We start from the raw sequence: 20,804 nt of genomic DNA on the forward strand, positions 1-20,804 counted from the left end.
TTTTAAAAAAGAGGTTATATTATGAAAAAATTATTTTCTATTTTAGGAGCATTTGCTATTGTTTCAACAAGTATTTCAGATGTAGTTTCATGTTCAGTAGCAACTACTAGTATTGAAACATTAGTTGATGGAAATAATAAATTTACAATTGGTGGTAAAAAAGTGGAAATGGAAAAGGTTTTTGGAAGTAAAAGAGTTCTTACAATTTTAGGCTATCAAATTCTTGATGCTATTTCATTTACTGAAAGTAAATATCAAAATCATGATAAATTAGAAAAGCAAAAAAATGTTTTAGGAGCAAAAGGACAAGCTTTATCTTTAGATAATTTAAAAAAAGAAGATTCTAATTCATTTGGAATAGAATTTATTAAAGGAAAAGATATAGAAGAATTTAAAAATGATTATAATTCACCTGTAGATTCTAGATTTTCACAATTAAATTTTAAATTAGGTATTAATCACGAAATAAAAGAATCAGAAATATGAACTTCTAATAATGCTACAACTTTTACTGCTAATAAAGCAAAAGTTTTAAAAGCTAAATTAAATTATGATAATAATAAAGTTGAAAGTATCGAAAAAGTAAATGAAGAAAAAAGTTTACAAGATTATTTTAGTCTTACTTGAGAAAAAAAATTAAATGATAAAGATTTAAAAGAGAAATATAAAAAATACGGATTTTACTTATTAACTAATGATCAAGCAAATTCATTATATGATGAAATTTCACGCTCTAATAATCAAGATGATAAAGATAAACTTATTAAACATTTATCAAAAGAAGAATTTAGGATTTTACATACACAATTAAGAACTAAAGAAGAAGCTTTAAGAAATGGTATTGTTATGCCTGGTAAATTTGAAAATAATTTTAAAAATAAAGATGAAACTAAACTTGAAAATTTTACTAAAGGTCAAATTCATGATATTTCTAAAGGAAGTTATTTTTTTAGAACAGAAGACAAAAAAACTTTACAATCACAAGTTATTGGAGGTTCAAATAACAGTGAAAGAACATTTATTTATGGAAAAAGCGATTCAAATATTACTTTAGAAATAGATTTTACTTTTGATATACCTGCTAGCAAAAGAGATGGAACTGTAGATAGAAAATATAATATTAATTTGAAATTAAAAAATATTGTAGTTAGTTATCAATTAAATGCAGTAGTTTTAGACAAAGAAAAAGAAGAAAATAAAAAAAGAAATGATGAAGTTATATATTGATATCAACCAGTTTTTTATCAATTTACAACACAAGAAATGTTTAAAATAAATTCAAGTACTAAAAATAATGATGGAACTAAGGATATTTTTAAAGACTTAGAAGGAGCAACAATTAATATTACTAGAAAACAATAATAAATGTGAGATAATTATTTAAGGAAAAAGGGGCATTTCTTATGAATTATTACATTAAATTTGAAAATAATTTTTATAATGTAATTGAAGTTAATACAGGCCAAATGATTGCATCTTTTATTAGTGATATAGAAGCTAATGAATTTGTTCAATCCCTTTTTGACATGTCAAATAATTCACATGAATTATTAAAACAAAATTTATTTAGTCCATATAATAATATTAATTATCAAAGTTTGACTCCTCAATTGGGAGCACCTTTGCAAAATCAATTTGGATTAGCACAGCCTTGAAATTCAAACTCTCCTTTGCAAAGTCAAACTCCAAATTCACAAAATGGTGGACAAACAACAGTTTTTAATAATTATTGACAAGCACCAAATCCACAAAATTCTTATGTACAAGGAAATTCTTCTTTATCAAATCCTTTATCTCAAAATCAATATCCTGATCAACAAAATATAAATCAATTGAGAGTTCCTAATAATGGAAACCAAATGTTTCAAAATCAAGACCCTTATTCATTAGAAAATCAGTATGGTTTAAACTCAATTAATTCTAATTTATCAAATAATTTAAATTTACAAAAAAACAGAATTAATGAAAATATTCCATTAAGTAATAATAGAAATTTTTTAAATTCTAATCAACCTAATCTTACTTCACAAAATTCTTATTTGAATGATGATTTTTCTAGAGGTTCATTTTGTCATACAGATAGTTTAAATTCTAATTTATCTCAAAATCAAAAATTGAATGATAGTTTTTTAGAATCTAAAAATTTAGTTCAAGAATCTTTCAATGAGCAAAGTTCATTGGTAAATAATAATTTAGATGAAAATCAAAAAAATTATGAAAAAAATAATTTAGGTGGAGCTGGTTTTGCTTCACAAAATTCTTATTTAAATAAAAATTTATCTAAAGAAACTAAAAATAGTGAGATTGAAATAGCTGAAAAAAATATATTTGAAGAAGTAGAAAATGATTTTAAATTTGATTTCAATGATAATACTCTTTCAGTTGATACTAGTTTATTTGAAGAAGACAAAATGGGAGCAATAATATATGTGCCTAAAAATTTCATAAATAATACTGATGATGACAGTTTGGGGGAAGTTGCAGCATATCAAGATATGAAACATGTTTCTAAAGATAAATTGCAATATGAAGATCAAGAAATACATTATAAGGAATCATCAAATTTAGAATCTGATAATTTTTTTGAAAATTCTATTCAAGAAGTAGAAAATAAAGAAAAAACTCTTTCAGAAATATATGAAAAAGATTTAGTTTCTGAAACTTATTTATTGCCAAAGAGAGATCCAAATATAATTGATTTAGGACCAATAAATGAATATGATGAAGTATTTTCAACTCCAAGAAAAGATACAGAAAAAGATGATTTAGAAAGTTTGATTTTATCAAAAAAAGAAAAAAAAGATTTGAAAAAAATTAAAAAGTTAGAAAAAGGCTCTAGAAAGAAAGAAAAATAGTACTAAAATAATGAATGTGATTAAAGAATTACCAGAAGAATGAGTTGAATTATTTTTACAAGATAATATTTATAATGAAATTAAAATAATTTTAAAAAAAATTAGAAATTTATAAAATATATATCCATTAAAAGAAAATATTTTTAGAGTATTTAAGTTAATTAAACCTAAAGATATTAAAGTGATAATAATTGGTCAAGATCCATATCATGGTCCAAATCAAGATAATGGAATTGCATTTAGTGTTTCAAATAGTGTTAAAATGCCTCCAAGTTTAAAAAATATATTTAAAGAACTTAAATATGATTTAAATATAGATAATTTTAAAAATAATGATTTATCTAATTGAGTTCGTCAAGGAGTATTTCTAATAAATTATTGTTTAACTGTAGAAAAAGGAAACCCTAATTCTCATAAAGATTTAGGTTGAGATAAAGTAATTTTAAAAATATTAAATAAAATAAATGAAATTAATAGAGATATTATTTATTGTTTATGAGGAAATTACGCAAAAAAACTATATAATAGTCTTGTATACAAAGATAAAGCAAAAATTATTTATTCCGCACATCCATCAACATTTAGTTTTAAAAAAGGTTTTGAAAAGAGTAAGCCATTTTCAAAAATAAACTCAATGTTAAAAAATAGTAATAAAAAAATAATTAACTGAGAAAATTAAGGAGCAAAAGCATGAATAATATTAGTAAGTGGTTGCTTGAAGGAAATAATATGGCTTATGCTATGGCAGTCTTTATAGGTTTTTTTATAATTTTGTATTTCCTATATAATGGTATGTCTTTTTGAATTTTAAAAGAAAGATATCATGGAATTAGATTTACAACTAAAAATATTGCTTATATAACTATGTTTACAGCTATTAATGTTAGTGTAACTGTTGTAATTTCCTTGACTATTCCAGTTACAGTTTTTCCTCCAATAAGAATTGCTTTTGAAGGTGTAATGGTTAAAATAACTGGATTTATTTTTGGACCAATAATAGGAGTTTTAGTAGCTTTAATTACAGAAGTATTAGTTATGATTTTTGTTCCATCATTTATTCATCCAGCTTTTATAATTGTAATTATTTGTTATGGATTTATTGCAGGTATAGGTTCAAGTTTTTTAAGACTTGGAAAAGGTTATAATTGAGTACCAGTTCTTTTAATTAATTTATTTTTAATTGTATTTGCTGCATTTATGGTTTTTGTTATTGATGCATACCCAGATGGTCAAAAAATAACCGTACTAAGTTTTCAAGTAGATAAAGAAACTTATAAATGAATCTTTTTAGGATCAATTATTGCATGTTTGGGAACGTTTTGAATAATTTATTTAGTATTATTATTTAAGGGACAAATGAAGATTTTACATGTACTTCTTCCAATTATTTTATTTGCAACCGCATCAGAGTATCTAGTAACTGCAGTAATTTCTGCTTGAGGAGATGCAGGATTTTTAGGAATACCTTCTGAAGGTGGATATACGGCTATGTTTATTGGTAGACTTATTCAGGCTCCTTTAAAAATTATATTTAATTCAGCTATTTTATTTTTAACATATAAAGCTGTGGCACCATTAATCAAAAGAGATAGATAATGGAGGTTTTTTAAATGAAACTATATGATTCATTAATAAGTAATTTTAAGGAAATAGATTTATCTAAGGTTCTTATTTATACTTGTGGACCAACAGTTTATGATTATATTCATATTGGTAATGCAAGACCTCTAATCTTAACTGATATTATAATTAGATATTTAGAGAGTATGGATATAAAATATAAATATCTTTTAAATATTACAGATATTGATGACAAAATTATTAATAAATCGTTAGAAAAAAAAATTAGTGAAGAAGATTACTCTAAAAAATTTACAAAAGCATTTTTAGAAGATCTTGATTTTTTAAATATAAAAAGGCCAACAGCAGTTGTACCTATATCTTCAAAAATAAATGAAATTTTATTTTTTATTGATAATTTAGTAGAAAAGGGTTTTGCATATGAAAAATCAGGAAATGTTTATTTTGATATTAGTAAATGAGAAAATGATTATGGAGCTCTTTCAAATCAAAATATTAAAAATTTAAATATAGGTGAAAAAATAAAAAAAGATGAAAATAAAAAAAATCCTCAAGATTTTATTTTATGAAAAAAAACTGAAATAGGTAAGAAGTGATTATCTAAATGAGGGCTAGGAAGACCAGGATGACATACGGAGTGTGCAGTTTTAATTGATGACTTTTTTAAAACATCAATTAATATCCATGTTGGAGGAATAGATTTGAAATTTCCTCATCATGAAAATGAAAGAATTCAATATATTGCCAAAAATTTAAGAGAGTTATCAGATGTTTGATTACATAATGGTCATTTATCATTAGAAAATATTAAAATGTCAAAGTCTCTTAAAAATACTATTTTAGTTAGAGACTATGTAAAAGAAAATGGAAGTAATTCATTAAGATTTATATTTTTAAATTCTAATTATAAGCAGCCTTTAAATATTAATCAAGAATTAATTGATTATTCAAAAGAGTGAATATTAAAAATAGAATTTATGCTTAAAACAATTAATTGATCAACAAGAGTAGGAGAATTAATTTTAACAAATAATACTCCAATCGATGATAATTTTAATTCATATAAATATCTTACAAAATTTAAGAAATTTCTTAATGATGATTTAAATACTCCTTTAGTAATTTCTTTAATTGATGAAATGTGTAAAAGTATTAATAAACAAATTAAAAATAAAATGTTAGATTCTACTTATTTAAAATTAAAAACAATATTAAAAACTCTTGGTTTTTCTTTTGAAATTAAGGATTTATCAAATAAAGATATTGATAAGATTAAAAAATGAAGAGAAATGATAAGTAAAAAAAATTTTCAAAAAGCTGATAAATTGAGAAATGAACTTAAAGAGGAGAATATTATTTAATGAAGAACTATATTTATGGTAAAAATGCAGTTGAGAATACTATTAAAAATTTTAGTTCTGAAATAAAACAAGTATTTATTTTAAAGGGTCATTCATTTGAGCCAGATATTTATAGCTTAATTAAAAAACAAAAAATTGAATGAAAATCTTTAGAAAAGCAAGAGTTTGGTTTATTAATAAAAGAAGGTGTAAATCATCAAGGTTTAATAGCTCAAGTTATAGATTTCAAATATTTAGAAATGAAAGATTTTTATAATGACTCTAAATTAAATCAAACAGTTCTAATTTTAGATAAAATACAAGATCCACAAAATTTTGGATCAATAATTAGAACAGCAAGTTTATTTGGAGTAGATGCAATTATAATTCAAGAAACTAATCAAGTTCAAATAACACCTGCAGTTATGAAAGCTTCAGCAGGAACAATTTATAATGTACCGATTATTAAAGTTAGTAATTTAAAATCTGCAATAAACAATTTAAAAGATAGGGGATTTTGGATATACAGTTCTTATTTAGGAGAAAAAAGTATATCTATAAGGGAAATTGATTTTGATAAAAAGTCAGTAATAATTATAGGGAATGAGGGCAAAGGAATTGGAAATAAAATCTTAGAATTATCAGATTTTATGTTTCAGATTGATACTAATAATGTAATTGATTCATTAAATGTTTCAGTAGCAACAGGGATTATCCTTTTTAAACTATTTAATAGGTAAAATTTCGAAAGGAAAAAATAAAATGAAAATTATAATAGCTGAAATTATAAAAAGTGAATTTCAAAATGATGTTACAGCAGATGTATTAATACATCTTCAAAGATCTACAATAAAAATTATAAATACAGAACATCAAAAAATTAGTTATTTAAGATTAGATAAAGAAGATTTAATAACTAATGTTTATCTTGCAATTAAAGAAGTTAAACAAAAATATGATATTAATAAAAATGTTCCATTAGTAGCTTATGCTAATTTTATTATTAAACGAAGAATATTAGATTATGCAAAATTTTTAAAAAGAGATAAAAGAAAGTTGACACTTAAAATGATTAACTCTTATAGAAGCAGTTTAACAGAGGATGGACAAACTTTTTTAGAACGAGACATTGATCGTTATTATTACGAAAGCGAAAGAGAAAAAATTTTTTACAGTGTAAAGAAAAGTTAAAAAAGGTTTTTAACTATTTTAATAAAGATATATCTAATATATAATATCTATGAAAAGAAAAGAGTGTTTTTATGCCCACAAAATCCAATAAAAAGGTTATACTTATTTGTAGTGAGTGCTTATCAAGAAATTATACTATTCAAAAAAGTACAATTTCTCAAAGAGAAAGATTACAAATAAAAAAACACTGTATAACATGTAATGCGCATGTAATTCATAAGGAGACAAGATAAAATGTCTAAAAATAATGATATTAAAGAGCAAAAAGCTCAGGAAAAATTAAAGAAAATTCAAGAAAAGCAAGCTCAAAAACAAAATAAAAAACAAAATAAACAAAATAAAAAAGAAGAGTTTAATAAGCTTTTCAATGAGTTTGAAGGACATGATGGAACTCAAGAAGGTAAGCTTAAAGCTGCAAAAAAGAAAAAAGTTAAAAAAGAAAAAAGCAAAATTAATTATAAATTAGCATTTAAAGAAGCACCGATTAAGTTTCTTAAAGAAGTTAATAAAATACAGTGATCTTCAAGAAAAAATTTGGGAACTAAATTTTTATGAGTTATAGTATTTATTGCTATTTTTGGAGTGTTCTTTTTCTGTTTAGATTGAGCTTTCCAAGCTTTATTTGAAGTTATGAAAATTATTTAAGAGGAGATTATCATGGAACAAAACTTATTTGAATTAGAAGATGAATTAGGCTCATACAAGGGACAATGGTTCGTCATTAACTGTAATAGTGGTCACGAAGATAGAGTAAGAGCAGATTTACTTCAAAAAATTGAAACTTCTAGTTTAGAAGATAGAATATTTAATATTAGAATTTCAAAAGCACCTGTAATGGGAAAAAATAATAAAATTAATGAAAAAAATAAATTTCCTGGATATTTATTTATTAATATGAATATGACAGATGAGACATGATTTATAGTTAGAAATACTCCTGGAGTTACAGGATTTATTGGTTCTTCTGGTAAAGGTGCAAAACCATTACCTTTAACTATTGAAGAGGTTTCAAGAATGCTTGAACAAAGTGAAAATCAACAATCAAAAAATGATAAAACCTTAAAAGGTAATGCAAATCAACCTAAAAAAGAAAAAGTTTTATTTACAGCTGATTATGATATAAAAGATGTAGTTTTTGTTAAAGACGGACCTTTTGCAGTTACAGAAGGTCAAGTTATGGAAATGGATTTTGAAAAAGGAATTGCAATAGTTAATATTGAATTATTTGGAAGAATTACTCCAACTGAATTTGAATTTTTAAATTTAGAAAAAGCTTATAAAAATTAATTTTATATTAATTTAAACTTTGTAGATATTTTGAAATTTACAAAGTTATTTTTTTTCTTGTATTATTATTTATAAAGGAGATAATTATGAAAAAAATTAAAATTGAAATTATTTTAGAAGATGAAAGAATAATGAGAGCTGATTTATATCCAGAATTAGCTCCTATCTCTGTTGAAAACTTTGTTAATTTAATTAAAAAAAATTATTATAACGGATTAATATTTCATAGAGTAATTAAAGGTTTTATGATTCAAGGGGGAGGAATGTTTTCTGATTTAAATCAAAAAGAAAATGTAGATCCAATTAAGGGAGAGTTTTCAATTAATGGTTGAAATAAAAATACATTAGCTTTATCACATGTTCCTGGAGTTTTATCAATGGCAAGAACAAATAAAATGGATAGTGCAACTAGTCAATTTTTTATTGTTACAGGAGATGCTAAATTTTTAGATGGACAATATGCATCTTTTGGAAAACTATCAGATGAAGAAAGTTTAAAAGTAGCTTTTTCAATTGAAAGTGTAAAAACAGGCATTAAAGATTTTTATGAAGATATACCAATAGAGCCAATTATTATAAAATCTATTAATCTTATTTAATATAAGATTTTTTTTATTTTAAAAATATGTTATTATTAATTATGTCAGATTTTAATTGTGGAAGTATGATAAACAAATGTCTATCATTACGTTAGGACCACAGCGAAAACAGGGAGGTGTTGTTCGTGGCAAAAAGAATCACACGTATAGCAAAATTAGAATTTATGGCAATGCAAGCAAAACCTGGTGCAGAATTAGCTTCATTAGGAATCAATATGCCTCAATTCACACAACAATTTAATGATGCCACTAAAGATAGAGCAGGAGAAGTAGTACCTGTAGTTATTACAGCTTATGATGATAAATCATTTGATTTTATTTTAAAAACTACTCCAGCAGCATTTATGCTTAAAAAAGCAGCAGGTATTCAAAAAGGATCATCTAAATCAGGAACTGAATTAGTTGCAACTATTTCAGCAGATGAAGTAAAAAAAATAGCTGAATATAAAATGGTTGATTTAAATGCAAATACAATTGAAGCAGCTATGAGAATTATTGAAGGATCAGCAAGAAATATGGGTATTAAAGTTACTGGAATGCCAGAAAAAGAAGGTCAAAAATAATGGCAAAATTAAGTAAAAAATTAAAAGTAGCTAATGAAAAAGTTGATAAAACAAAATTATACCCAATTTTAGAAGCTATAAAATTAGCAAAAGAAACTTCAATTACAAAATTTGATTCAACTGTAGAAATAGCTTTCAATTTAAATGTAGATCCAAGACATGCAGACCAACAAATTCGAGGAGCAATAGTAATGCCTGGAGGAACTGGGAAAACTCAAAGAGTTTTAGTTCTAACAAAAACTAAAGTAAAAGAAGCTGAAGAAGCAAAAGCAGACTTTGTAGGAGCAGAAGATTTAATTCAAAAAATTGCAAAAGAAAACTGATTTGACTTTGATGTTATTGTTGCAACTCCAGAAATGATGGCAGAACTAGGGAAAATTGGTAAAATTTTAGGACCAAAAGGATTAATGCCTAACCCAAAAACTGGAACAGTTACAATGGATGTAGCAAAAGCTTTAGATGAAATTAAAAAAGGTAAAGTTGAATATAGAACTGACAAAGAAGGAAATGTTCATTCAATTTTAGGAAAAGTATCATTTAAAGAAGATAACTTAATGAAAAATTACTCAGCTCTTTTAGATGTAATTAGAAAAGCAAAACCAGCAGCAGTTAAAGGAATATATATTAAAAATATATCACTTTCAACAACTATGGGTCCTGGAATTAAAGTTTTAATTGAAAACTAGTTTTAAATCTCATGTATATGAGATTTTTTATTTTATAATTATAAAGAAAGATTAAGAGGTAATCGAAATGAAATGATGATTTTCTGATTATGATGGAACAATTAATTTAAAACATAATGATTATATTGATCCAAGAGATTTGGATTTTATAAGAAATTGAATTGCTGAAGGTAATAAATTTGCAATTGCAACTGGTAGAATGGAACATGAAATTAGACCTGTTTTAGAAAAAGCACAAATTCTATATGATTATATGATTTGTAATAATGGTACTGTTATTTATGAAAAAGGACAAAAAATTATTGCAAATGCATCTATTCCTATGGAATCAAGAAAAGAAATAATTGAATTATTTGATAATTTAAAAGAAGAGTATATTTTAGGATATTGTTTAAAAGATAAAAGAATGTCTTATTCTAAAATTGATGAGTCTGAAATTTATCAAAATCCTTTTTTAATTAAATATGCTCCAAGTGAAAATAATTTCAAACAAGGTAATGAAGATATTTTAAATTCTTCTGATTTAAATTTACTTTATTTTTATGTACCTGATTCAAAAGTTTTACAAGTAAAAGAAATATTAAATGGAAAAATAAAAGGATGTAAAGCTGTTAGAACTCATAAAAATGTAATTGAAATTATGAGAGAAGATGTTTCAAAAGCATATGGTATAAAAGTTATTCAAAAATTAAAAGGTTTCGATATTAAAGATATTTATACAAGCGGTGATGGTGAAAATGATATTGAAATGTTGAAATATACAAAGAACTCATTTGTAATGAAAAATCATCAACCAAATGTAGATAAAGCAGCTAGTTATATAATTGAAAATGTTTTTCAAATTAAAAATTTTAAAAAAGTTTAATGCAATTTATTTTAAATACTAATGAATCTATTATCAGATTTTTTAATTTAAGAGGTATTTTAATAAAAGTTTAAAAAATGAGCTTGATAAAGTTGGAGATATTATTGTTAGTGTATTGAAAAAACAAAATAATGATAATTTAAAAAAAGCAAAACTTTTTGTATTAAACTTATGTCAAAATTTTGCTATATATTAGAATCTGAAATAAAGATATTAATTTTTTATTATATTAAAAAATTATGTTATTATATTAATGCTATTCGTACCGAAGAAAGTAACTGGGACGTATCCCTTAATTTGTTACCGAGGAATGAAATTACATATATAAATTGTAAATTTTTACAATATTTATTGTATTTTTAATTGATCTCGGAAATTATCTGAGGTTTTTATTTTGATTTAATAAAGCGAAAAGTAAAAAAAGGAGGTCGTTACGAGTGTCAAACGCAAGACCAGCTCATGCTAAAAAGAATGAGATAGTTAAAGATATTGCAAACATAATCAAAAACTGTAAAGGTATGGTGATTGCTGAATACAAAAATTTAACTGTAGCACAAATGACAGAATTAAGAAACAAAGCTCGTGAACAAGGAATTTTTATTAAAGTTTATAAGGATTCTTTAGTTAGAAGAGCAGTTGAAGAATTAAAAATTAAAGGATTAGATGCTTACTTAATACAACAAAATATTTATATTTTTTCAGATGAAGAAGCTTTATATCCTGCAAAATTAGTTGCAGATTTTGCAAAAATAAATAAGGATTTAGTACTTAAAGCAGGAATTTATGAAGGAAATGTTATGGATACAGCAGCAATTAACGAAATTGCTTCTCTACCATCAAAAGATGAATTATACTCAATGTTTGCTTCATCACTTATTTATCCATTACGTCAATTTATGTTGACTGTAAAAGAATTAGCAAAAACAAAATCAGAATAAAATAGCAATTAAGTGTACAAATAGCAATTAATAAAAGAAAAATAAAAGGAGAAAAATTATGGCAATTACAAAAGATGATATTATTAAAGCTTTGGAAGAAATGAAATTAACAGAATTAAATGAATTAGTTAAAGCAATAGAAGATCACTTCGGAGTTGTTGCAGCAGCAGCAGTTGCAGCACCGGCTGCTGGAGCAGCAACAGCAGCACCAACAGAAGTTTCAGTTATGTTAACAAATGCTGGAGGAAACAAAGTTTCAGTTATTAAATTAGTTAAAGAAATCACTGGATTGGGATTAATGGATGCTAAAAAATTAGTCGATGGAACATTACCTGTTGCTATTAAAGAAAATGTAAAAGTTGAAGATGCAGAAGAAATGAAAAAACAATTAATGGAAGCTGGAGCATCAGTAGATTTAAAATAATAAATTATTTTTAATAACCTTAAAAGGTTATTTTTTATTTGAAAGGATTTTAATTATGTCTAAATCATCAAAAATATATTTATTGAAAAATTTTATTACCAATGAAGGTATAGAAATAGGAAATTATACTTATTTTTATAGTTTTAAAAATGAACAAGGTGTAAAGGAATTTCAAAATAGAAATGTACTTTATCATTATCCAAAAATACATAATGATAAATTAATTATAGGAAAATTTTGTGCAATAGCAGATGAAGTTAAAATTTTAATGAATGGTGCAAATCACAGAATTAACTCAATTTCTACTTTTCCCTTTGCAATGTTTGAGGAATTTAGAATAAATAAAAAAACTTTATTACCCTCTAAATTAAAAGGATATACAATTATTGGAAATGATGTTTGAATTGGTTATGGAGCAACAATTATGCCAGGTCTTAAAATTGGGAATGGATCAATAATTGCTGCAAAAGCTGTTGTAACTAAGGATGTAAAACCATACTCTATTGTTGGAGGTAATCCAGCAAAACTTATAAGAATGAGATTTGATAAAAATAAAATTAAAGAATTAGAAGACTTGAAATGATGAGACGAAAGTATAGAATCAATATGTAATATATTGGACAAATTAACTAAATAATTTAAAAATGGTAAAAAAATAAACAAAAAAAGTTTATTTTTTTTGCTATTTCTTCTTGAAAATAGTTTAAAAATAATATATAATTTGTTTGCGTATGTTTTATTTGAACGGGGGATAATAATAAATGAATTATAAAATTAAGAAAATTAATGCGTTTGTGGAAAGACGTGATTATGCAAAAGTATCTGGTGACTTAGAATTACCAAATCTTATAGAATTACAAACAGATACATTCGATTGATTTAAAAATAAAGGAATCAATGAAGTATTTGAAGAAGTTTTTCCAGTTGTTTCAGCTGATGGAGAGATTGTTCTTTCAATGACAGATTGAGAGTTTAGAGAGTCAAGAATGTCAATCACTAAAGCAAAAGAAGAGTCAAAAATATTTGAAGCTCCAATTTATGCAAACTTATCACTAACTATCCATATGGAAGATGTAGAAGTTTTCAAAGAAGAAATTTCAGGTTCAATGGAAACATTTTTAAAATGATGATTACAAGAAAAATTAGAATCAACAGGTGTTGATTTTAAAGATAGTAAAGGACAACTTTTCTTTTTTGAATTTAAAGGTAAAACTGGTGAAAAAGATACTATTCAAATTGAAATCAAAGAAGAAAAAGAAGAAATGTATTTAGTTAATATTGATATTTATAAAACAGGGGAAGTTTTCTTTGGTGAATTTCCATTAATGACAGATAGAGGAACATTTATAATTAATGGAAGTGAAAAGGTTGTTGTTTCACAATTAGTTCGTTCTCCTGGAAGTTATTTTAAAGAGGAAATGAATCGTAAAAATGGTGAAATGATTTATTTTGCTGATATAATTCCATCAAGAGGAACATGATTAGAATTTGAGTTGGATTCTAAAAAAACAATAGATAATAAAGTATCAAATGTTTTTTATGTAAAAATTGACAAATCAAGAAAAACAACAGCAACAAGTTTATTAACTTCTTTTAAAATTCAAAAAGAAGAAATTTTAGAATTATTTGATAATAATGAAGTAATAGAATCAAGTTATGAATTAGATACATTAACTGGTGATATCGAAATTGATTATGAAAATCAAGTTCAAGAAATTTATAAAAAAATCCGTCAAGGAGAAACTGCTACAGCTGATGGAGCAAGTAAATATTTATATGGATTATTATTTGATAAAAGAAAATATGACTTAACAAAAGCTGGAAGATTTAAATTACAACAAAAATTATCTGTTAAAAATAGACTAATTGGTCGTGTTCTTGCAGAAGATATTGTTGATGTTAAAGGAAAAGTAGCTTTTGCAAAAGGAACTGAAATAACAAAAGATATTTTAGATGATTTAGATAAAGTATTAGAAGCTGGAGCAATGGTACAAAAAATTAACTTTAATAAAGCAATTACATCTGGTAATGAAATTCAAAAAGTTAAAGTTTTTAAAGACAATGATTTAAGAGATGAAACAGCGAAAATTATTGGTATTACAAAAAAATCAAATGATGAGTTTATTAACTTACCAGATATTATTGCAACAATTTCATATGCAATTAACTTAATGGATGGAATAGGTGAAATTGATGATATAGATCATTTAGGAAATAGAAGAGTTAGAACTGTAGGGGAATTATTGCAAAATCAATTCAGAATTGGTATGATGCGTATTGAAAAAAATGTAAGAGAAAAACTTGCAACTTCAAATCCATTTAAAATGAAACCATCAAGTATTATTAATAACAAACCATTAACTGCTATAATAGGAGAATTCTTTAATCTTTCTCAACTATCACAATTTATGGATCAAACAAATCCATTAGCAGAATTAACAAATAAACGTAGATTAACAGCGTTAGGACCAGGTGGTTTAAGTAGAGATAGAGCTGCACTTGAAGTTCGTGACGTTCACCCTTCTCACTATGGAAGAATTTGTCCAATTGAAACACCTGAAGGTCCAAATATAGGATTAATTAACAATTTATCAACTTATGCAAAAATTAATGAATATGGATTTATTGAAACTCCATATAGAAAAGTAAAAAATACAAGAGTTATGTCAGGAGAATATGAATACTTAACTGCTGATAAAGAAAAAGAATATGTAGTTGCTCAAGCAAATATTAATCTTGCATCAGATGGAACAATTTTAGATGATCAAGTTATTGCTCGTTATAGAGGAGATGACATTATGGTTGCTCCTCAAGATATTGACTATGTTGACGTTTCTCCAAAACAAATTGTTTCAATAGCAACATCATGTATTCCATTTTTAGAAAATGATGATGCTAACCGTGCTCTTATGGGGGCTAACATGCAACGTCAAGCAGTGCCATTAATTAATCCAGAATCACCAATTGTTGGAACTGGTGTTGAACATGAAGCTGCTAGAGACTCAGGAGATGCTGTTGTTGCAACTGCATCTGGTATTGTTAAATATGTTGACTCTAAAAAAATTGTTATTGAACAAAAAGATGGAATTAAAACTTATGATTTAAATGATTTTAGTCGTTCAAATAATGGAACTGCTATAACTCATTTACCAATTGTTAAAATTGGAGATAAAGTAAAATCAAAAGATATTTTAGCTGATGGTCCTTCAATGGAAAAAGGAGAATTAGCTTTAGGACAAAATGTAGTTGTAGCATTTACAACATGAAATGGTTATAACTATGAAGATGCTGTTATTATTTCAGAGCGTATTGTAATTGATGATAGATTTACCTCTATTCATATTGATGAATATACAATTGAAAGAAGACAAACAAAACAAGGCCCTGAAGAAATTACAAAAGATATTCCAAATATTTCAGAAGTAAGTAAAAAATATTTAGATGAAGATGGAATTGTTGCAATTGGTTCAGAAGTTAAAGTTGGAGATATTTTAGTTGGAAAAGTTACTCCAAAATCACAAACACAATTGTCACCTGAAGATAAATTATTAAATGCAATTTTTGGAGAAAAATCAAGAAATGTTAAAGATAATTCATTAAGAGTTCCTAACGGTGGAGAAGGAATTATTAAATCAATTAAACGTTTCTCAAGAGCTGATGGTCATGATTTACCAGCAGATATTTTAGAAATAATTAAAGTTTATATTGTTCAAAAACGTAAAATTCAAGAAGGAGATAAAATGGCTGGGCGTCATGGTAACAAAGGTGTTATTTCAAAAATTTTACCTATTGAAGATATGCCTCATATGGAAGATGGAACACCAGTTGATATTATGTTAAATCCTCAAGGGGTTCCTTCACGTATGAATATTGGACAAGTATTAGAAATACATTTAGGTATGGCTGCTAAAAAACTTGGAATTAAAGTAAATACTCCTGTTTTTGAAGGAGTAAAAGAGCAAGAATTACAAGATATTATGAAAGAAGCTGGAATGGACAATTATGGAAAAGTTAAATTAATTGATGGAAGAACAGGAGAAGCATTTGATAAACCAATTTCAGTTGGTGTTATGTATATGTTAAAACTTTCTCACATGGTTGATGACAAATTACATACAAGAAATATTGGACCATATTCATTAATTACACAACAACCATTGGGAGGAAAAGCTCAAAATGGTGGACAAAGATTCGGAGAAATGGAAGTTTGAGCTTTAGAAGCTTATGGAGCTGCTTACACATTACGTGAAATTTTAACAATTAAATCTGATGATATTAAGGGACGTATTAAAACTTATGAATCAATTGTTAGATCTAAAGCAATTCCTAAACCAGGAATTCCAGAATCATTTAATGTTCTTACAAAAGAAATTATGGGATTAGGATTTGATATGCATATGATTGATGAAGAAGGAAATAAAGTACAAATTAATGCATATGATGATGACGATGAATTTGATATTGATACAGAATTTTTAGATGAAGAAACATCATTTAATGACTATGATATTAAAGATTATGTTGAAACAAATGAAGATGATGAAATAACTTTTGATAGTGAAAGTATAGAAGAAGAATAAGGAGAAGTTTTAGTATGGCAAATTCAAATAAAAGAATGATTAAAATCCAATTAGCTTCTCCAGATGTGATTAGAAGTTGATCACGTGGTGAAGTTACTAAACCAGAAACAATTAACTACAAAACATTAAAAACAGAAAAAGAAGGTCTATTTGATGAAAGAATTTTTGGACCAACAAGAAATTATGAATGTACTTGTGGTAAATATAAAAAAGTAAAAAATAAAGGAAAAATTTGTGAACGTTGTGGAGTAGAAATTACTGAATCAATTGTTAGACGTGAAAGAATGGGACATATAGAGTTAGAAGAGCCTGTAACACATATTTGAATGTTAAAAGTTGCTCCTTCAAGAATTGCTTCAATTTTAGACTTAAAAACTAAAGAAGTTGAAGAAGTAGTTTATTTTGTAAGTTATATAGTTTTAGATCCTGGAAATTCAAAATATCTTAAAAAAGGTATGGTTTTAGATTTAGGAAATGCTAAAGCAAGTTTAAAAACTAGAGAAAAATTATTAAAAACTTTAGAAGACATTAGAGCTAATATTGAACCAGATACATTTGCTTGAAAAAGAGCAGATAATTTGATAAATCAATTAGGAACTCCAAATGTACCTTTCTCAATGGATGAAGCTTCTACTTTTATTTCAAGATATATTAATGCTAAATTTGGTATTGGAGCAAGTGCTATTGAAGATTTACTTAAAAATATTAATTTAGATAAAGAAATTGAAAAAATTAGAGAAGATTTAAAAGACAAAAAAGGATCATCAGAACAGAATAAATTAATGAAACGTCTTGAAGTTTTGGACTCATTAAAAAAATCAAAATCAAGACCAGAATGAATGGTTTTACATGTAATTCCAGTTATTCCGCCAGATATTAGACCAATTATTCAATTGGATGGTGGAAGATTTACTACTTCTGAAATTAATGATTTATATAGAAGAATTATTATTAGAAATGAACGTTTAAAAAAAGTTAAATCAATGGGAGCACCAAGTATTATTGTTAACAATGAAAAACGTATGTTACAAGAAGCTGTTGATGCTTTATTAGATAATGAACGTAAACCAAGACCAGTTACTGGTAAAGATAAGAGACCATTGAAATCTTTAACATCAATTTTAAAAGGAAAACAAGGAAGATTCCGTCAAAACCTTTTAGGAAAACGTGTTGACTATTCAGGTCGTTCAGTTATTGTAATTGGACCAGATTTAAAAATGTATCAAGCAGGAATTCCAAGAGATATGGCTATTACATTGTTTAAACCATTTATTATTAGAAGATTGCAAGAAAGAGATTTAGCTGAAAATGTAAAAGTTGCAGAAAAAATGATATTAACAAATGACTCAAAAGTTTGAGATATTTTAGAAGAAGTAATTAAAGATAGACCGGTATTATTAAATCGTGCTCCTACTCTTCACCGTTTAGGTATTCAAGCATTTGAACCAAAATTAGTTAAAGGTAAAGCAATTAGACTTCATCCTTTAGTAACAACAGCTTTTAACGCTGACTTTGATGGAGACCAAATGGCTGTTCACTTACCAATAAGTGATGAAGCTGTTGCTGAAGCTAGAGCATTGATGTTAGGATCAAAAGCAATTTTAGGTCCAAAAGATGGTAAACCAATTGTTACTCCTACTCAAGATATGATTTTAGGAAATTACTATATAACAACTGAAGAAAAAAATGTTCAAGGTCAAGGAACATTATTTACAAGTTATGATGAAGTAAAAATAGCTTATGAAACAGATTCAGTTTCACTAAATGCAATTGTTGCACTTCCAGTTAGTGAATTAAAAAATAAAAAAATATCTGATAAACATAAAAATAAATTTTTAATTACAACAGTTGGTAAAATCTTTTTTAACCAAATGTTTGTAGAAGAATTTCCTTGAATTGTTAATTCAAACATTAATAATGCGGAAATTGAAATTGAAAAATTTATTGTTGATGAAAATACAGATATTAGAAGCTTCATTGAAAATGAATATATAATTCAACAACCAATTAAGAAAAAAGAACTATCTTTAATTATTGAAAGATACTTTAAATTATTTGGAGCTCAAAAAACAGCTCAAATGTTAGATAACATGAAGGATTTAGGATTTAAATTCTCTTCTAAATCAGGAACAACAATTAGTGCTGCTGACGTTGTTGCTTATACAGAAAAATTTGACGAATTTAAAGTAGCTGATGAAAAAGTTTCACAAATTACTGAATTTTATAATATGGGTATGTTAACAAAAACAGAAAAAAAACGTAGAGTTATTAATGTTTGATCAAATGTAAAAGATAAAATTCAAAATAGACTTGAAGAAGTTCTTAAAAAAGATCCAAAAAATCCAGTATTTGTTATGGCTGATTCTGGAGCGCGTGGTAACGTATCTAACTTTACACAATTAGTAGGTATGAGAGGTCTTATGAATGACCCTAAAGGTGATATTAAAGAAATTCCAATTAAATCATCATTCCGTGAAGGATTAACAGTTTCAGAATATTTTATTTCTACTCACGGAGCAAGAAAAGGAATGGCTGACGTTGCCTTGAAAACTGCTGACTCAGGTTATTTAACAAGAAGACTTGTTGATATTTCACAAGAAATTATTGTTACAGAAGATGATTGTAAAACTTCAAAAGGTTTTGATGTTCACTCAATTATTGAAACAAAACATGACAATATTATTGTTCCATTAAAAGATAGACTTCTTGGAAGATTTACTTTTAGTGATGTAGTTGATTCAAAGGGAAAAGTAATTGTTGAAGAAAACTCATTAATTACATTGTCTTTAGTTGATGAAATTATTAATGCAGGTATTGAAGAAGTTCAAATTAGAACTGTATTAACATGTAATACAAACCGTGGTGTATGTAGAAAATGTTATGGTGTAAACTTAGCAACTGGAGAAGTTGTTACAATTGGTGAACCAGTTGGAGTTATTGCTGCTCAATCAATTGGTGAACCTGGTACTCAGCTAACTATGCGTACTTTCCATACCGGAGGGGTTGCTGGGGGAGCAGATATTACACAAGGATTACCTCGTATTAAAGAATTACTTGACGTTACAAATCCAAAAGGTTCAATTGCTATAATTTCACAAATTGATGGATTTATTAAAGAAGCAACAGAAGAAGATGGAATTATAACAATTGTTGTTTCATCAGATCAAGATGAAAGAAAATACAAATCACAATATGGAGCTATTTTAAGAGTAGCAAAAGGTGAAGTTGTAACTCGTGGTCAAAAATTAACTGAAGGAGCAATAAACATAAAAGAATTATTAGAAGTTGCAAGAATTGAAGATGTTCAAAACTATATTTTAAAAGAAGTACAAAAAGTTTATCGTCTACAAGGAATTGAAATTTCAGATAAATATATTGAAATTATTGTTAAACAAATGTTGAATAAAGTTAAAATTATTGACTCAGGAGAAACTGAGTTACTTCCAGGAGAAGTTATTTCATCAAGAACATTTAGAAATGAAGTTAAAAATGCTATTATTGCAGGTAAAAAACCACCTCTTGCAAAACATGTTATTTTTGGTATTAAAAAAGCACCACTTGAATCAGATTCATGATTGTCTAGTGCATCATTTCAAGATACAGCAAGAGTTCTTGTTAAAGCAGTTATAAAAGGAAAAGTTGATAAACTTGAAGGATTAAAAGAAAACATTATGTTAGGAAATTTAATACCTGCTGGAACAGGATTAACTGGTAGTGCAGATATTATTAAAAAAGGTAAAGATACATATAATTCAGAATACTAAAAAATTTTAAAGTTGTAAATAGAATAAAAAATACCAAATTAATGGTATTTTTTTAATTATCAGTTTTTTAAATTAAAATATTAACTATTTTCTTTATATAATAGTAATAAAATTAAAATAGTGTATATTAT

General features: G+C 25.8%; 19 protein-coding genes and 1 other annotated feature. All 19 genes read left to right on the forward strand.

What is annotated here, in order from left to right; translation table 4 throughout:
• Positions 1-21: 21 nt before the first annotated feature.
• The 19 genes from AACK92_RS00155 (at position 22) to rpoC (ending at position 20,673) form a co-directional block, all read left to right on the forward strand.
• Positions 22-1,362 (forward strand): lipoprotein, encoded by a 1,341-nt coding sequence (locus tag AACK92_RS00155; protein WP_339020948.1) that lies wholly within the window; start codon positions 22-24, stop codon positions 1,360-1,362.
• A 41-nt stretch (positions 1,363-1,403) separates the two neighbouring features.
• A complete protein-coding gene (locus AACK92_RS00160; protein WP_339020950.1) occupies positions 1,404-2,855 on the forward strand; it encodes a hypothetical protein in 1,452 nt (483 codons plus the stop codon).
• A gap of 127 nt (positions 2,856-2,982) precedes the next feature.
• Entirely contained in the window at positions 2,983-3,534 is a 552-nt protein-coding gene (locus AACK92_RS00165; RefSeq protein WP_339021741.1) for a uracil-DNA glycosylase, read from the forward strand.
• Between the two features lie 11 nt (positions 3,535-3,545).
• Complete coding sequence (locus AACK92_RS00170; protein WP_339020952.1) at positions 3,546-4,451, forward strand: hypothetical protein; 906 nt, start codon at positions 3,546-3,548, stop codon at positions 4,449-4,451.
• Positions 4,452-4,465: 14 nt separating this feature from the next.
• Positions 4,466-5,797: a cysteine--tRNA ligase gene (cysS, locus tag AACK92_RS00175; protein WP_339020953.1), complete on the forward strand. Its 1,332-nt coding sequence runs from the start codon at positions 4,466-4,468 to the stop codon at positions 5,795-5,797.
• Positions 5,797-6,516, forward strand: a complete 720-nt coding sequence (rlmB, locus tag AACK92_RS00180) for a 23S rRNA (guanosine(2251)-2'-O)-methyltransferase RlmB (RefSeq protein WP_339020954.1) — start codon at positions 5,797-5,799, stop codon at positions 6,514-6,516. The genes cysS and rlmB overlap by 1 nt, the downstream gene beginning before the upstream one ends.
• 22 nt (positions 6,517-6,538) lie before the next feature.
• Positions 6,539-6,967 carry a hypothetical protein gene (locus tag AACK92_RS00185; RefSeq protein WP_339020956.1) on the forward strand — a complete coding sequence of 143 codons (429 nt, stop codon included), beginning with the start codon at positions 6,539-6,541 and terminating at the stop codon, positions 6,965-6,967.
• A 71-nt stretch (positions 6,968-7,038) separates the two neighbouring features.
• The gene (rpmG, locus tag AACK92_RS00190; RefSeq protein WP_339020958.1) at positions 7,039-7,200 is read left to right on the forward strand and encodes a 50S ribosomal protein L33; all 162 of its coding nucleotides are present in this window, start codon (positions 7,039-7,041) and stop codon (positions 7,198-7,200) included.
• Position 7,201: 1 nt separating this feature from the next.
• A complete protein-coding gene (gene secE / locus AACK92_RS00195) occupies positions 7,202-7,612 on the forward strand; it encodes a preprotein translocase subunit SecE (RefSeq protein WP_339020960.1) in 411 nt (136 codons plus the stop codon).
• Positions 7,613-7,624: 12 nt separating this feature from the next.
• Positions 7,625-8,254, forward strand: coding sequence for a transcription termination/antitermination protein NusG (gene nusG / locus AACK92_RS00200; RefSeq protein WP_339020961.1), 630 nt, complete (start codon positions 7,625-7,627; stop codon positions 8,252-8,254).
• 86 nt (positions 8,255-8,340) lie between these two features.
• Positions 8,341-8,853, forward strand: coding sequence for a peptidylprolyl isomerase (locus AACK92_RS00205; RefSeq protein WP_339020962.1), 513 nt, complete (start codon positions 8,341-8,343; stop codon positions 8,851-8,853).
• A 125-nt stretch (positions 8,854-8,978) separates the two neighbouring features.
• Entirely contained in the window at positions 8,979-9,416 is a 438-nt protein-coding gene (rplK, locus tag AACK92_RS00210) for a 50S ribosomal protein L11 (RefSeq protein ID WP_339020963.1), read from the forward strand.
• Positions 9,416-10,102, forward strand: a complete 687-nt coding sequence (gene rplA, locus AACK92_RS00215) for a 50S ribosomal protein L1 (RefSeq protein ID WP_339020964.1) — start codon at positions 9,416-9,418, stop codon at positions 10,100-10,102. The genes rplK and rplA overlap by 1 nt, the downstream gene beginning before the upstream one ends.
• Before the next feature lie 67 nt (positions 10,103-10,169).
• Complete coding sequence (locus tag AACK92_RS00220) at positions 10,170-10,967, forward strand: Cof-type HAD-IIB family hydrolase (protein ID WP_339020966.1); 798 nt, start codon at positions 10,170-10,172, stop codon at positions 10,965-10,967.
• A gap of 247 nt (positions 10,968-11,214) precedes the next feature.
• Positions 11,215-11,368 (forward strand) — a sequence feature (ribosomal protein L10 leader region).
• A 36-nt stretch (positions 11,369-11,404) separates the two neighbouring features.
• Positions 11,405-11,905 (forward strand): 50S ribosomal protein L10, encoded by a 501-nt coding sequence (rplJ, locus tag AACK92_RS00225; protein WP_339020968.1) that lies wholly within the window; start codon positions 11,405-11,407, stop codon positions 11,903-11,905.
• Between the two features lie 58 nt (positions 11,906-11,963).
• The gene (rplL, locus tag AACK92_RS00230) at positions 11,964-12,329 is read left to right on the forward strand and encodes a 50S ribosomal protein L7/L12 (protein WP_339020969.1); all 366 of its coding nucleotides are present in this window, start codon (positions 11,964-11,966) and stop codon (positions 12,327-12,329) included.
• Between the two features lie 55 nt (positions 12,330-12,384).
• Positions 12,385-12,966 carry a CatB-related O-acetyltransferase gene (locus AACK92_RS00235; protein ID WP_339020970.1) on the forward strand — a complete coding sequence of 194 codons (582 nt, stop codon included), beginning with the start codon at positions 12,385-12,387 and terminating at the stop codon, positions 12,964-12,966.
• Positions 12,967-13,090: 124 nt separating this feature from the next.
• Positions 13,091-16,909, forward strand: coding sequence for a DNA-directed RNA polymerase subunit beta (locus tag AACK92_RS00240; protein ID WP_339020973.1), 3,819 nt, complete (start codon positions 13,091-13,093; stop codon positions 16,907-16,909).
• A gap of 14 nt (positions 16,910-16,923) precedes the next feature.
• Positions 16,924-20,673 carry a DNA-directed RNA polymerase subunit beta' gene (gene rpoC / locus AACK92_RS00245; RefSeq protein ID WP_339020975.1) on the forward strand — a complete coding sequence of 1,250 codons (3,750 nt, stop codon included), beginning with the start codon at positions 16,924-16,926 and terminating at the stop codon, positions 20,671-20,673.
• Positions 20,674-20,804 lie beyond the last annotated feature (131 nt).

The organism is Spiroplasma endosymbiont of Atherix ibis, assembly GCF_964020005.1.
Taxonomy (GTDB): Bacteria; Bacillota_I; Bacilli_A; order Mycoplasmatales; family Mycoplasmataceae; genus Spiroplasma_A.